Genomic DNA, 15,941 nt, shown 5'->3' on the forward strand with positions numbered 1-15,941 from the left:
CTGTCGATAGAATATCATAGATATCCATCAACAGGATTTATTATAGAGCCAAAAAATTCAGAGCAATAAGGCTCTGAATTTTTTTGTTTAGTCATCTTTTTCTGATTTAATAACTTTCTTAGAAATAGCATCAATTTCTACTTCATGCTTACTTGTGCCTGACTCTACAGTAACATCCCAAATCGCCTTATCCTTATCCATTTTTAGAGTCCATTCTTTAGCAGTACTATTCTTAACTTCCTTTTCTGCTATTTCACTAGCTTGGTTTCGGGATATTATCTTATCCAAGTCAAGTCCCTTTTGCAAGCGTTCATCTAAGTCTAACTTTTTAGAACTAGATTTAACCTCTTTGCCGTTAATAGCATTTATTATCATTTCATATTCTTTATCTTTATCAAATCCTGTGATTTCATAAATATACTTACTGCCGTCTAGCTTTAAATCTATCTCTTTTAGATCTTTATTACTATATTTTTTATCAAACTTATTTATAGCTTCAGTTTGACTAAGCTTAATTTGACTCTTTCTTACTGTATTCTTTGTATCACTTGCTTTATCTTTAGCAGTCTTCTTTACACTCGACTGTTTAGTTTTATTCGCTGAATTATTATCACTACAAGCCACTACCGACATGCCTAATGTACCCATTAAAGCAGTGGCTGCTAGCAGTTTACTTATTTTCTTCTTCATGGCTTTCTCCTTAAATTAATAAAACTATATTTACCATTAATTATATAGATAAGATGCTATGAAAGCGATTTATATGCTCAAAAAGCTCTGTTTATTCTTAAAATAGATTAAACAGAGCTTTTTTATTTTATTCACCTTTAAAACTACCATTTTCAACTTCGCGAATGAAATCAGCTAAGTGCTTGTAATAAACATCTGGATTATCAACCATGTGGTGGTGGCCACCACCAGGTGTAGTAACCAAACGCGAATTTGGAATTTCTTTTTGCATAATTTTAGCAGTAGCAATTGGCATTGTTTCATTTTCACCAAAAGTAATTAAAGTTGGAACCTTAATGTTCTTTAGTTGATCTCTAAAATGCCAGTCTTTTAGTTTACCAGTAATAACAAACTCATTATCACCTTGGAAGACATGATAAACAGCGTTTCCGCCAAGATCCTTTAAGTGATAAAGCTTTGATGGTTGTTTTCTATCAACAAAATTAATATTCAAAATTTGAACATCATCTTGATAGCGTTGATTGTCGTAGTCATTGTTTTTTTCACACTCATGCATGAAGTCGATTTCTGTTTGAGGAAGTACTTCTTGTCTTCTTCTATTTACAGAATCCACGTACTCATCAATTTCATCAACCATTGAAGAAATGATTGCGCCCTTTATGTGCTTGCCGTATTTAACAGCATATTCTTGAACGAGTAATCCACCCCAACTTTGACCGATTAGGTAAAAATTATCCAAACCAAGTTTCTCACGAACTTCATCAACTTCATCTAAGAAATATTCATAAGTTAAGTATTTTTTTGCAATTTCAGGATCAGAATAGTCTGGTTGGTCTGAATAAAGTGATCCTAATTGATCATACATGGTTACTTGAACATTAAGCCCCTGCTTTTTTAATTGTTCTGCAGTATCTTCCCAATATTCATGATTTCCACCAGGACCACCATGAAGCGCTAATAAGTGGATATCGCCCTCGCCTTGTGTGTTAGTCCACAAGTGATAACCATTGTCTAAAGTAATAATTTTAGTACCAGTCTTCATAAAACTCTCCTTTTTTAGTTTTTATTTTATATTTTATCTTATTTTCTTTTTAATTCCGATATGAATTGCACCTGCACCTAAATTTAATTTTGTTACTTGTACATTTTTAAAATTATTATTTTCAAGCATAAGCGTTAATTTCGCTGCTGATACAAATTCGGCTGTTGTATTAGATAAATACTGATAGTCTGATACATTAGCTCTTAATAATTTTGCAAAGCTTGGAAACAACTTAAAATAACCTTTCCAACCTAATCTAACAATTGGATTAGTCGGTTGGGAAGTTTCTAAAATACCAATTTTTTCATTTGGCTTTAATACACGATTTATTTCTTTTAGAACTTGATTTGCATCAGGAACATTACGCAACCCAAAACCAATAGTTACAATATCAAAGCTATTATCATTATAGGGTAAATGCATTGCGTCCCCCTGTTTTAGCTGAATTTCTTTTTGTAATCCTTGTTCTCTTATTTTTTTATCAGCTAGATCTAGCATTTCTTGATTAAAATCAAGACCAATAACATTTCCAGACGTTCCAACTTTTCTTGCAAGTGCAGTCGTTATATCAGCTGTGCCACAACATAAATCTAAAGCAAAGTCACCAGGTTGTACATTTAATTCTTTTAGAAATTTTCTGCGCCAACCGTTTTGAGTACCTAAGCTAATAATATTATTCATTTGATCATAATGAGGTGCTACGCGAGTAAACAAATCGTGCACATCTTTTTCAGGAACCTTGTTAGTTAAATTCATTTCTATCACCTAATTTATTATCCCAGCAAAAAAGCAATGATTCAAATGAACCATTGCTTAGTTTTTATATTTTATTAGTTTTACGGTGCCAAACATGAATAAAAATGCTAATAACTAATCCCAAGATTGTTGGAACAACCCAAGATAACCCAATATTAGCAAGCGGCAAATACTGTAAACGAAATTGACTTACTGCCTTATAAAATTGCGTTCCAGCAATTGGTGCAGGTAAATGAGTAATTAGATCAAAAATAGCTGGCACTAATGTTAAAGCCATTGTTACTTTATACATTACTTTGTCACCCTTAAATAATGGTGAAAATAGTGACAAAATAATCAAAACAATAGCTAGAGGATATAAAAACATTAACACAGGCAGTGACCAACTAATAATCTTATCCAAGCCTAAGTTGGCAGTAGCAAATGATCCAACACAAGAAATTATTAGCCAACCTTTATAACTAAATTTAGGATAATGCGCAGAAAAATCTAATGCGAAGGCAGACAAAATACCTACTGCTGTAGTTAAACATGCTAAAAATACTAAGACAGCTAATAAAGCCTGACCAAAGACACCAGCATAATAATTAACAATTTCAGATAATAAAATACCACCATCACTAGTTATCTTAAAATGGCCTAGTGACATAGCGCCAACAGCAATTAAGAGAGTATAAATTATCCCAATTCCTATCACGGCCATTAATCCCGCTTTAGCAGTTATTTTAGCCACCTTTTTCTCATTATTGTTAACTAATTCTTTGATCGCTGTAACAACCGTTACACCAAAAGCCAATCCAGCTAAAGCATCCATTGTATTATAGCCTTCTAAGAAGCCCTTAACTACTGTTCCATGTAAATACTCTTTACTTACAGCTACAGTACTAAGATTGCCTAAAGGATGGGCAAAAGCCATAACAAATACTAAGAAAAGTAAAATTAAGAAAATAGGGTTTAAAATCTTACCCAAAGAAGAAAGAATATCACTTTCGTTATAAGCAATCATGAACACAATAGCGAAAAAGATTGTCGTAAATACAAACAACCCTATACTTTTAAATTGCTTGGGTAATAATGGTGCAATGCCGACAGTATAAGAAACTGTCGCATTTCTCGGAGCTGCAAATAAAGGCCCCATTGTTAGTTGTATTAAAGTCATAAAAGAAAGAGCAAAAATCTTCCCTACAGGCAAGGCAATTTGATAAACTCCATTGCTTCGGGTAATTGCAACAGCCAGTAAGGAAAGTAAAGGCAAAACTACCCCCGTAATTGAAAAGCCAATTGCTGCTGATCCCCAATTTCTACCAGCAAGCTGGCCTAAATGAAGTGGAAAAATTAAGTTTCCTGCACCAAAAAACAATGCAAAAATCATCGAAGCAACAATTAAATATTGCTTTTTACTTAATGTTTTTCCCTTTGCTTCTTTCAATTCGATTCCTCCAAAAAATAATTATTTTTAGTATTTTAGCAAAAAAACATTGTAAACTCTAGTGTTTACAACGTTTTAATGGATTAATACTATTTTTCTAATTCATCATTTGCGCTATTTGCGGCAATTCTACCAAAAGTAAAGATATCAGCAAGTGAATTTCCACCTAAACGGTTACCTGCGTGAATTCCGCCGGCTACTTCTCCAGCAGCATATAGACCAGGAATTTGCTTACCATCTTTATCTAAGACATGAGCACCTGTATCAATCTTCAAACCACCCATAGTATGGTGGATGGCTGGCTTTCTCGGTGTTGCATAGAATGGAGCAACTTCGCATTTTAGATTAAAAGCTGATTTTTCAAAATCTGGATCTTTTCCTGCTTCAATATAAGAATTATATTTCTCAATGGTCTCAACTAAAATATCAGGATCCATTCCAACTTGCTTAGCTAAATCTTCTAAACTATTCGCTCTAAACAAGGTACCAGCTTTAACTTGCGCATCAATTGATTCTTGAGTTGTGTTATAAGCAGTATCTTTGATCTTGTCATCAGCAATTAAATAGAACAAACCACCATTATCAATAGCTGCCTTGGTTAAAACATCACGTTCCGCAAACTCATTTACGAAACGCTTGCCCTTTTGATTAACCATAATATAGTTTTCTGGTGGAGTTTGTAGACCAGTAAATAGCTCACCAGTCTTTGGATCAGAAACGGGCATCATCTGAATAAAGCCCATTCCAACTAAGTCTGCACCTGCTTCTTTACCAAGATTAATCCCATCCCCAGTAATTGCAGGAGAATTAGTAGTAGCAACATTATCATCAATATGCTTCCAGTAAGTATTGTATTTTTGAACCATTGGCGTATTTGCCCCAAATCCACCAGCGGTTAGAATTACAGCCTTAGCATGAACAGTGATTGTACTGCCATCTGGTCTTTTAGCAATAACGCCTTTAACTTGGCCATCTTCAATAATTAAGTGATCAGCACGAGTATCAGTCAGAATTCTGCCGCCATGATCCTTTACCCAATCACCTAACACATGAATAAAGGCATAACCCATTGGCTCAACTGGCTTGTGACCTCTTCGCCATAAGGCACCTACTGGCATTGTTACTTGACTGCGATCAAATTTTACCCCTAAATCACTTAACCAGTGCACTGAGTCCAAGGCATTATCGATTAATTCTTTGACTAAAGCGTAGTTACCGTGAATTTCATTTCCATTTAAGTCGGTTCTCTTACCACCTAAATAGGTTTGAATTTCATGAAGTAATTTTGAATCAAATAGATAGTCTGCACCAGAAGCTACATAGTCTTTTATTTGCTTTTGTAATTTTTCAAAGTCTTCTTGATACTCTGGATCAATCTGTTCAAGTGGAGTTACTGCTAATTCTTCTAAAGTTTCTTTTTCACCGGCTAAAGCTTTAAATTGATTTTGCCAATCTGGTTCTGCCGCATTCATTGGACCACCAGCGCGACTAGTGTTTCCCCCAATTTGTGGGAACTTTTCAAGTACGATGACATCTTTACCATGTTGAATGCTTCTAGCAGCTGCAGCTAAACCTGCACCACCAGCTCCAACAGCTACAACATCAGTCGTATAAGTTTCATCTTTAGCTCTTTGTTCTTTAGGTTTAGCTCGCTTCTTCCACTCATCTGGGTCTCCACCAGCTTCACTAATTGCCAGTGCTACTCCGTCAATAACCCCGTGACTAGAAATAGTAGCACCACTAACTGTATCAACATTTAAAGTCTGATTTTCAACAATTTCTTCAGGCAAACGTCTAAATACTTCATCAGCTACTCCCTTAGTTTCACCTTTAGCGTCAACCTTAATATCTTCAATTTTATTTTCCGAAAGAGTAACTTCCATAGGCATAAAACTTGCGCCATGTCCTTGAGCTTTTACATTATATTTTCCAGCTTTTAAATCCATAAATGTGCCTCACTATTAATTTAATATTTCTAAAATCAAAATAATTAAGCTTTTTATAGCTATCCTGTAAATTCATAATAGTATAAGCTTATTCTTTAAAGCAAATTGTCAAAGCAAACAAAAGAGCTATGGATACCTCAAATTTACCATAGCTCTTTTGCCTTACACTTCTAAATTGAATACATCTTAAATATAATATTTTTAATAATTTTTTACAAGCAAAAAGTTTATTTTATTAACATTTTTTAAACCTTCATTTATTCTACTTAAACCGATGATGATAATGATATATCACTAACGGTAAAATCGTAACGATAACGCACAAGCCAATCATAGTCCAAACATAGACTCCTTTTAATGAAGATGGTGTTCCTTGGGCTGGAATAAATGAAATAAAGAATGCAACTACTGTTATTACCAGGGCAATAATTGCAATTATAATTCCTAACCCTTTACTCTTTGTCATGTAATAGCTACGCTTTAAGTCTCCATGTTTTACTTTTAAAACTATATAAGAAACTAGCATTAAAATGTAAACCATTAGATATTGCGCCGTAGTAGCAGCTAAAGAAACGTTAAAAGCAAAATCTGAATTTTTTCCACTAGTAAAAGTAATTAAGACTGCTGAAACAGTTACGATCAAAGTCTGTAAAACAATCAAGCGCATTGGTACATCACGATTAGTAGATTGTGCAAAGAACTTAGGCATATATCCTTCTTTAGCAGCCTCAAACATACCCTGACTAGGACCAGCTAACCAATTACCTAATTCCCCAATAATTCCCGCTGCTAACAAAATGCCAATAAATTTCTTAATTATGTCTCCTGGTAATCCAAGTGAATCTAGAATTTTTCCAAAGGTATAAACAAAACCAGTTGAATTTTGAATCTGATCTTTAGGAACTGACATTCCAATAGCCATACTACCAAGTAAATCAAAAGAAATAGCAGTAGTTGCTAAAGCGAGCATAACAGTCGAATATTTTTTGGGATTCTCTAAGTATTTTGCATGGGGAGCTGAGGCTTCACCACCACAAAAAGCCAATACAAACGGAACAAATGCTACTAATGTAGTGCCATTCAAATTATGCGGAATAATATTATTCCACGTTAAATGCATATACAAGGGTCTTCCTTGAAACAAATAAACAAAAAACGCAATAATCAATAAAATTACTGGTAAGGCTATTCCAAGAGCAAAAAGCCACTCTGCAATGTGACCGATCCTTTTAACTCCAACCATTTCAACAATCGTAATCGACCAGATAATTATCATCATCAATATAAATCTGACACTGGGCGTGGTATTAAACCAAGGGGTGTTAAAGGTGATGGACAGTGCACCAATAATTACGTACATCATTGTATTCATACCCACAGTAATATGAATCCATTGATAAAACATTGCTGTCCATCCAGTTCGATCTCCTAATGAACCTTTAACCCAGGTAAAAATTCCACCCTTATCCCAGCCATCAATTGAGGCCATCTCTCCAGCCATTTGTGTAATTGGTACAAACCATATTAAGCCTGCTAATAACAAATAAAATACTGCGGTAGGACCTGTCTTTCCAAATGGAGCTAGTTCATTTACAGAAATAACCATCGATGAAGTCATTGCAAATAACTTCAATGCTGTTAACCGATTATACTTCTCATCCTCTTCTAATTTCGTCAAAGTCTCGCTTTTATCAGACACAATTTTTCCTCCGAAAAAGTTTTTTCGAAATTTAATTATACACTTATTCAAAAAAATTGGTCTATTTTTTTAATAGAGTAGAGGAAGATTAACTATTGTTCCTCTCATTGCACCGTACGTACGGTTCCGTATACAGCATTACATTTGTAATTCTTTACGAGTTAGATAGTATTTTAGCGGATCAACCAAACCTGACCGGTCCGCCTCCTTTGTCCCTAATACTTTTGGACTAAGTAAAAAGTTAATGACATGCCCTCTACTTCTTTTGTACCAGCCTAATCGGCTATTGGCTACCTTAGGAATATCTTCATCACTGAAATCACATCTTAGTGTCTTGTTAATTCGCATTAAATTGGTATATATTCTTTTAGATAGTTTCCATTGTTTAATGATTACTACGCGTACTTTGTGGCGTAGGCATTGACTGAACTGCTTAATGGATTTATTCATACTACCTTGATCCAACCTCTAACAACTTAGTTTACTTTAGTAAATACTGCTGATAAAGGTAGAGCAGCTGCTTTCTTTCGACGTAGTAGGAATCTAATTTTGTCATACAGCTTGACTTTACGATCATTAGCTGCCTTTGCACTGCTTGTTTTCCATGCCTTTCTGGTTTACCGTCTTGGTTTTACGTTTGTCTTTTGGACTTCGACTTGTTATGCAATCTTATCCACCATTTGGACTGACCAGATTTCTGTACGTAAGCTCGGAAAACTCGCTAGCCACTTCCTTCGCCCATAGCGTCACCGCTAACGGCTTGTAGTTCACTACACTTGGCTACAAATACCCGTAGTCTGAACTTTCATCAGACTAGATAAATGTCATGTCCGACACACATAAAAAAGCATCATTTCTATATGTATACAGAAACAATGCTTCAAATTATATTTATATAACAAAAAAATATATGCTTATTTTGTTATATAACTATTTAAGCCAAGAGAATACAGATTTTAAGTTAGTGTCTTTTTTATTTAATTTTTTCTCTTTTGCTTGTAAATTTACTGTTTTTTCTTCCTTTTGCTCATTTTTTTCTTTGATACTTTTATTATCCTTAGGTTGTTTTGTTTTTAAATCCTCCTTCTTTTCACTTTTATCCGGTACTTTCGCACTTAATTCATTCCATTCATTAAATGTATAGTAGGTAATCTCAGTATTCCTATCTGCTTCCCTAACTACAATTGCCTCTTGCTCAGGTACATAATTTAGGATTCTCGGTACCCCTTGCTTTTTCATTACCTTTGTTGCATCACTGGGATCAGTTACATAAAATGGTCGCTCAACATTCTCTAAAGCCTTTCCCTTAGAATCTACAGGAATAATTTGTCCATTTTGCTTGTAAGTCACACTCACATCGTAATTAGCTTTTTTAACTTCCATTTCCTTGACTAAAGTTTTATCAGCATGATAACCATCAATGACTGGTGTCCTTACCTCTGTATAGTAATCTTTATCTACAGTCCAAGGCGTAGTATATTTCCCATTTTCAATTAATTCACTGTTGTTTTCATTAACCGTCAAGGTTCTTGTCCACTTTGCAGTTTGCATTCTTATATGCGGTGTCTTATCACCAGCACCTTGATACTTAATTACTTCTTTTACTGGCACACTGTATAAAGTAGGATTAATTGGACGATACGGATGTTCACTATCAACAGGGATATAGCGTGGTTTTAAAACATAAGGAACTCGAATATCTTTAAATGGATCATTAACTGTAATAGTTTGCTTAACTGGTGCATAGCCCTCTACTTCTGGTACTTCTTCCGTTATTAAGACGCGAACTGGATCATACGGATCATTAATATATGGGAAATGATGTGCGCCTTGAATTTCATTGTTATGTTCATCTACAGGAATCATCGTTCCAATTGGATAATAAGTAACTGTTGCCAATAAATCAGTTTCAGTTATTGGATGTTCTCCAATTAATCCAATATCTGCACAATACCCTTTAATTACCGGAGTTGGGGTTGCTTCAAATATATCTTTATCAGCTGTCCACTTTGTTGTATACATTTCATCTTCAAGAACCTCCCGACTAACTTCATCATAGGTAACTGTTCTCGTCCAATGAACAATTTGCTTTGCATCCTCAGGAGTCTTATCATCAGCACCTTGATAATGAACCCTGGCAGTAACAATTCGTTTATAGTATGCCGGACTAACCTCGGCTCTAGGATGATCTTCGTCTACTGCAATATATCTATGAACAACAAGGAATGGTACATAATAATCTCGACCTGGATCTGCAATTTTTACATCGTTTACTTGCTTAAATTTTATATTTTCAACTTCTAATTTAGGAAAAATTGCTTCTGTTGGATCAAGTGAATTTGTGATCAACTGTTCTTTTGAGATACCAGCAAGTACATTATTATTCATATCTACAGGAATTAAATAGCCATTTTTGTAGTATTTAATTTCTTCACTTACATCTTGATTATTAACCGGACATGCAGCTACTTCTTTAACCTTGGTATGATAAGCAGCAACTACCGGTACAGATATTGGAGGAAAAGTTTCTTCACTTCTCCATTCAGTTGTATATTTACCTGCTGAAATAAGTTTTTTTGTTACTAAATCAAGAGTTAAATTACGTTTTAATTTAGCAGTTTGTACTACATCTTTAGGATTTTTATCAGACGCATCTATAAAACTAATTGTACGATGAACTTCTTTTTCATATAAATTCTGATTAACTTCTGAAGAAGGATGATCAGAATTAACCAGTTGTTTCTTATGCTTCATTACTATAAAGAAGGTCTGTACAGAATCTCTACTATTTCCAAATACTGGCTTTTTGTCGTTAGAATCAAAATTATTATTTACAAGTTCATAGCCCCTTTGAGTTAGATCTTTCAAGGTATCAGCTATATCGTAGTTTATTTCTTTTCCTGGTTTTCCCTTTAATTCGCCAGAAGTAGCTAATTCAGAATTATTATCCTCAACATCAATAAACTTTATTTCTGCCTTTTGTCGTCTAGCATTTCTTTTATTTGGAAGATAAGTAACTACATATTCATGTGTTAAATTTTGGGGAGTTACTGCCTCGCCGCCCATTACTACTTTATCTGGGGTGTAATTTAAAACAAATGGTGTAGCAATTAAGGGCATATTAAATTTTTCAGGTTGCCATGCACTTATTGAAATTTTTTGTTTAGTTACTTTATCATATGTGATTCTTCTATTAAAAGTAACTTCGACTACATTATCAGACGTCGCTTCTTCAATTCCAGTGTAATGAACAACTTGCTTACCTTTTATTTGAACTTCGTTTTTTTGACAACCATATTTTAAATTATTTGCAGTTATCTCTTCTTGTGCATGCTTAAAAGTAATTTGATATTCTTTAGAACTTTGATCAAAAAAGTGTACGTCATTATTTGGATCAAAAGTATTATTAATTAGTACATAATTCTGATTAGTTAATTTTTCAATTTCATCAGCCGTACTATATTCTATTCTTTCCCCTACTTTTCCAGTTAGTTCACCTGAACTTGCGAGTTCAGCCAAATTATTATCTAAGTCTACATATTGAACAACAACTGACATTGCTTATTTCCTCGTTTATTTTGTATTTTTAATCATTTTTATAACACTTTGCAGTTTTATTTACTATATTTTCCCTAATCATTATCATAAGGCACCCTATATTGATAAGCAAAAGAAAATATATTTTTTATAACATTAACAGTTTCACATGAAACATTTTTAAAATAAGTTACAAAAAAATCAGATTTTGTGTTTTTATTAACAAAGTCAAGTGTATAATAAGAAACGGTCATACTATTAATTTTGACGGAGGTTTAATTTATGACAAAGATTTTTGCTTACGCTATTCGTAAAGATGAAGAACCTTTCTTAAACGAATGGAAAGATGCACACAAGGATATTGAAGTTGAATACACTGACAAGCTTTTAACCCCTGAAACTGCTAAATTAGCTAAGGGTGCTGACGGTGTTGTTGTTTACCAACAATTAGACTACACTCCTGAAACTCTTCAAGCTTTAGCTGATGCTGGCGTAACTAAGATGTCATTACGTAACGTTGGTGTTGACAACATCGACATGGACAAGGCTAAAGAATTAGGCTTTGAAATCACTAACGTTCCTGTATACTCTCCTGACGCAATTGCTGAACATGCTGCAATCCAAGCTGCTCGTGTACTACGTCAAGATAAGCGTATGGATGAAAAGATGGCTAAGCGCGACTTACGCTGGGCACCTACTATTGGTCGTGAAGTTCGTGACCAAGTTGTTGGTGTTGTAGGTACTGGTCACATTGGTCAAGTATTTATGAAGATTATGGAAGGCTTTGGCGCAAAAGTTATTGCTTACGATATCTTCAAGAACCCAGAACTTGAAAAGAAGGGTTACTACGTTGACTCACTTGATGACTTATACAAGCAAGCTGATGTAATTTCACTTCACGTTCCAGATGTTCCTGCAAATGTTCACATGATCAATGATGATTCAATCGCTAAGATGAAAGATGGCGTCGTAATCGTAAACTGCTCACGTGGTCCACTTGTTGACACTGATGCTGTTATCCGTGGTTTAGACTCAGGTAAGATCTTTGGCTTCGTAATGGACACTTACGAAGACGAAGTCGGCGTATTTAATAAGGATTGGGAAGGTAAAGAATTCCCAGATGCTCGTTTAGCTGACTTAATCGATCGTTCAAATGTTTTAGTAACTCCACATACTGCTTTCTACACTACTCACGCAGTACGTAACATGGTTGTTAAGGCATTTGACAACAACTTGAAGTTAATCAACGGTGAAAAGCCTGACTCACCAGTTGCTTTAGACAAGAACAAGTTCTAAAGATTATATTATTGATAATTAAAAAGATCTTGAGAGTTTTCTCAAGGTCTTTTTTCTACCCAAAGGATTCTTATTATGAAACTACTTCTTACTGGCGACAGTATTATTACTCGCTCCGAGAATCATACAATTCCAGAACTGAATTTTCAGCTGCAAAAAATGCTTGCCTGCGACATTCAAAATACTGCAATTTCAGGAATTAACTCTGGCGGACTTGCCCTTTCTCTCCCTAATTTAGTCTTTAATCAGCCTAAATGTGACTACTTAATTATTCTAGTCGGCACTAACGACTTGGCCACCCATAAACAAGTAAGCCTTCATCAATTTGAAAACAACTTAGAATTGATTGCTTCAAGCATTATTTGGCTTTATTATCCAGAGAAAGTTATCTTTATCACGCCACCGGCAGTTGATGAAAATAAACAAAGAGTTAGAAACAATAACCTAGTCATGGAATACGGTAATATTGTTAAAAAAGTAGCTAGAGAATACAGGTTTTCAGTTATTGATCTAGCAAGTAAAATGCTGGCAGAAGAAAACTTTCCTCAAATTTTTAATGGCAAAAAGAATGATGGACTTCACTTCGGAGTCAACGGCTATAAATTACTAGCTAATCTAATTGTTAAAAAATTAAACCAAATTTCTAATTGACTTCTGGATGAGATTCGAGTAAAGTCTAGCTAATTTAATATTAAACGTTGCTTCATAGAAAGGACTTTACAATGAGTTTGTGGGAAACAAAATTTGCCAAAAAAGGATTAACTTTTGATGATGTACTTTTAATTCCAGCTGAAAGTCACGTGCTGCCTAATGAAGTTAAACTTGACACACAATTAGCGCCTAACCTTCAGCTTCACATTCCACTTATTTCTGCTGGAATGGACACTGTTACCGAAGGAAAGATGGCAATCGCCATAGCAGAAAATGGTGGTCTAGGGGTTATTCATAAGAACCTTTCAATCGAAGCCCAGGTTGAAGAGGTTAAAAAGGCTAAAACTAAAACTGTTGATCCTAAATTACCTCACCCTGCACTTGATGATCAAGGGCGCCTTTTAGTTGCCGCTGCTGTTGGCATTACAAGTGATACTTTTGAACGTGCTGAAGCTTTGCTTGAGGCAGGTGCTGACGCAATTGTTATTGATACTGCACACGGTCACTCGGCGGGTGTTTTACGTAAAATTAAAGAAATTCGGGAACATTTTCCTAATTCTACATTAATCGCTGGAAATGTTGCTACTGGTGAAGGAACAGCTGCCCTATTTAATGCCGGAGTAGATGTTGTTAAAGTTGGAATTGGACCTGGTTCAATTTGTACTACACGTATTGTTGCTGGTGTCGGAGTTCCACAAATTACAGCTATTTATGACGCTGCTAGTGTCGCACAAAAATATGGCAAAAAGATAATTGCTGATGGTGGTATTAAATACTCTGGTGACGTTGTAAAAGCCTTAGCTGCTGGTGGAAATGCCGTAATGCTAGGTTCGATGTTTTCCGGAACTACTGAAGCTCCAGGAACAATCTTTACTAATGAAGGTAAGCAATTCAAATCCTATCGCGGTATGGGTTCAGTTGGCGCTATGTCTCAGCAACATGGATCATCTGACCGTTACTTCCAAGGCGGAGTTAATGAGGCAAATAAATTAGTTCCTGAAGGTGTTGAAGCCTTAGTTCCTTATAAGGGCGATGTTTCAAATATCATCTACCAAATTGACGGTGGTCTCCGTGCAGGAATGGGATATGTCGGTGCAGGCACAATTGAAGAATTGATTGAAAACAGTCAATTTGTTCAAATTACTAATGCTGGTTTACGTGAATCTCATCCACACGATGTTCAAATGGCAAAAGAAGCTCCAAACTATGGCGGTAGCGACTTATAAAATTTATATTTGTAATGAAAAAGCACCTCATGGTGCTTTTTTCTATCTCAAAATTCCTTCAATTTTATCGGCTAATGCAGGATAAATTGGCAAGACATTTCGATGCCATTCATTTTTATTAATTCTTAGACCAATAATTGGAATAAAGTAATTTATATCATTAATCGCGCTAGTACTTATCTCACTAACTCCAACAATATAATTAGCCTTATCGTACACTACAGTTAATAAACCTTTTTCTTTTTGACCAGCATATAAACTGCTTTGTCTTAATTCATATTCTTTAATTTCAAAATTATCTCCATCTTCAAGAACACTATCAGGATTGATTCCAGCTTGAGCTAGTTGCGGAAAAGCAAATACTCCCGTTCCGATAGCCGGATAGTTAATTGGCTGAGTAAGCCCCTTTTCAAGAGAATTAAAGAGATATTGTGCTTGAAATTCTGCTACAGGGGTCAAGTTTGGTATGTCTTGGCTCGTAACATCTCCAATAGCATAAATATTATTAACATTTGTTTGAAGATGACGGTCTACGTCAACGCCTCTAGTTGAATAGTCAATTTGAGCGGCGGATAGATCTAGCTTTTCAATATTTGGGGTACGCCCACTAGCATTTACTACATAGTCCGTTACCATTGGCCCATCTTGATTTAATTCAACAACATACTTATCACTTAATTGAGTAATACGAGTTGGTTCCGTTTCAAATTTAAATTGGATTCCTCGCTCTTTCATTTTTACAACCAATTCACGACTATATTTTTGATAAAAATGCCGTAATACTCGATCTCCTCGCACTAAAATAGTTACTTGACTACCCGCAGCAGCTAAAAAGGTAGCTAATTCCATTGCTATATAACCACCGCCAATAAACGTAACATGCTCTGGAAGCTTATTTAAGGAGAGAACGTCGGAACTATCATGTACAAACTTAGCCCCTGGAATCGATAATTCATGTGGCCGTCTTCCAGTTGCAATAATTATTTTATTTCCCTGGAAATAATGCCGATTTGCTTCAATTGTTTGCCGATCGATGAAATGCGCACTTCCACTTATGACATCACAAACTTTACTAATGTTCTTTCTTGTTTCATTTGCCCAGCTGGCAAATCTTTCTTTCTTTTCTTTCATTAATTGTGACCAGTTCATCGTCGCAGCCTGTTCAATGCCATGCCCTTCCAATTGCTTGCTAAGAAGCGCAGCTTGAACAGCACCATCCAAGTAGATTTTAGGTTCACAACCAACATTAGGACAAGTTCCACCGAATAAGCCACTTTCAATAGCCAAAATTGATTTATGTTGTGTAGCTAATAGCTTAATTAATTGATATGCTGCCGGACCTGTTCCTAAAATTATATAATCATATTTTTTCATAACATTGCCTCATATCTTTCTTTCATTTCCAGTTTATCAAAAGAATATATGAAGCCGCTATTATTAGCGCTTGAATTCTTTATAAAAAATAACAAAAAAACTAATTTTTTTGCGTAATTAATATTGTATTGTGAATAACCAAAAAAACTCCATTCATATCTCGTATTTTTCATATATTCTCATTTGGAACCTACTATCCTATTTACAATACGCAAAAAGCAGCTTTACAGCTGCTTTTATTTTGGCTCTATAATAAATCCTGTTGATGGATATCTATGATATTCTATCGACAGGA

Annotated in this window: 12 protein-coding genes; 3 read left to right on the top strand and 9 right to left on the bottom strand. The window is 35.0% G+C overall.

Translation table 11 applies throughout. The features are described from left to right. Window positions 1-87: 87 nt before the first annotated feature. The 8 genes from FD18_RS02855 to FD18_RS02890 form a co-directional block, all read right to left on the bottom strand. Complete coding sequence (locus FD18_RS02855) at window positions 88-690, bottom strand: PepSY domain-containing protein (protein WP_057718466.1); 603 nt, start codon at window positions 688-690, stop codon at window positions 88-90. Window positions 691-817: 127 nt separating this feature from the next. After that, the gene (locus tag FD18_RS02860) at window positions 818-1,732 is read right to left on the bottom strand and encodes a prolyl aminopeptidase (RefSeq protein ID WP_057718469.1); all 915 of its coding nucleotides are present in this window, start codon (window positions 1,730-1,732) and stop codon (window positions 818-820) included. A gap of 33 nt (window positions 1,733-1,765) precedes the next feature. Continuing rightward, window positions 1,766-2,488, bottom strand: coding sequence for a bifunctional demethylmenaquinone methyltransferase/2-methoxy-6-polyprenyl-1,4-benzoquinol methylase UbiE (gene ubiE / locus FD18_RS02865; RefSeq protein WP_057718471.1), 723 nt, complete (start codon window positions 2,486-2,488; stop codon window positions 1,766-1,768). A 64-nt stretch (window positions 2,489-2,552) separates the two neighbouring features. Next, the gene (gene brnQ, locus FD18_RS02870) at window positions 2,553-3,917 is read right to left on the bottom strand and encodes a branched-chain amino acid transport system II carrier protein (RefSeq protein ID WP_057718473.1); all 1,365 of its coding nucleotides are present in this window, start codon (window positions 3,915-3,917) and stop codon (window positions 2,553-2,555) included. A gap of 89 nt (window positions 3,918-4,006) precedes the next feature. Continuing rightward, a complete protein-coding gene (locus tag FD18_RS02875) occupies window positions 4,007-5,863 on the bottom strand; it encodes a flavocytochrome c (protein WP_057718475.1) in 1,857 nt (618 codons plus the stop codon). A gap of 262 nt (window positions 5,864-6,125) precedes the next feature. Then, complete coding sequence (locus FD18_RS02880) at window positions 6,126-7,562, bottom strand: APC family permease (protein ID WP_094496415.1); 1,437 nt, start codon at window positions 7,560-7,562, stop codon at window positions 6,126-6,128. Between the two features lie 138 nt (window positions 7,563-7,700). Beyond that, on the bottom strand, window positions 7,701-7,910 hold the full coding sequence (locus tag FD18_RS10045) for a hypothetical protein (protein ID WP_235499863.1): 210 nt from the start codon (window positions 7,908-7,910) through the stop codon (window positions 7,701-7,703). Between the two features lie 582 nt (window positions 7,911-8,492). Further along, on the bottom strand, window positions 8,493-11,120 hold the full coding sequence (locus FD18_RS02890) for a mucin-binding protein (protein ID WP_057718478.1): 2,628 nt from the start codon (window positions 11,118-11,120) through the stop codon (window positions 8,493-8,495). A 261-nt stretch (window positions 11,121-11,381) separates the two neighbouring features. On the opposite strand from FD18_RS02890, the gene FD18_RS02895 reads away from it, so the two are divergent. The 3 genes from FD18_RS02895 to guaB all read left to right on the top strand — a co-directional run bounded on the left by FD18_RS02895 (window position 11,382) and on the right by guaB (window position 14,272). Further along, entirely contained in the window at window positions 11,382-12,395 is a 1,014-nt protein-coding gene (locus tag FD18_RS02895; protein WP_057718479.1) for a D-2-hydroxyacid dehydrogenase, read from the top strand. Between the two features lie 75 nt (window positions 12,396-12,470). Then, window positions 12,471-13,046 carry an SGNH/GDSL hydrolase family protein gene (locus FD18_RS02900; protein WP_057718480.1) on the top strand — a complete coding sequence of 192 codons (576 nt, stop codon included), beginning with the start codon at window positions 12,471-12,473 and terminating at the stop codon, window positions 13,044-13,046. Between the two features lie 71 nt (window positions 13,047-13,117). Further along, entirely contained in the window at window positions 13,118-14,272 is a 1,155-nt protein-coding gene (gene guaB / locus FD18_RS02905; RefSeq protein ID WP_057718481.1) for an IMP dehydrogenase, read from the top strand. 42 nt (window positions 14,273-14,314) lie between these two features. Here the strand turns inward: guaB and FD18_RS02910 are convergent, their stop codons facing one another. After that, complete coding sequence (locus FD18_RS02910) at window positions 14,315-15,646, bottom strand: dihydrolipoyl dehydrogenase family protein (RefSeq protein WP_057718482.1); 1,332 nt, start codon at window positions 15,644-15,646, stop codon at window positions 14,315-14,317. Between the last annotated feature and the right edge of the window lie 295 nt (window positions 15,647-15,941).

The sequence above is a fragment of the Lactobacillus taiwanensis DSM 21401 genome, assembly GCF_001436695.1.
Lineage (GTDB): Bacteria > Bacillota > Bacilli > Lactobacillales > Lactobacillaceae > Lactobacillus > Lactobacillus taiwanensis.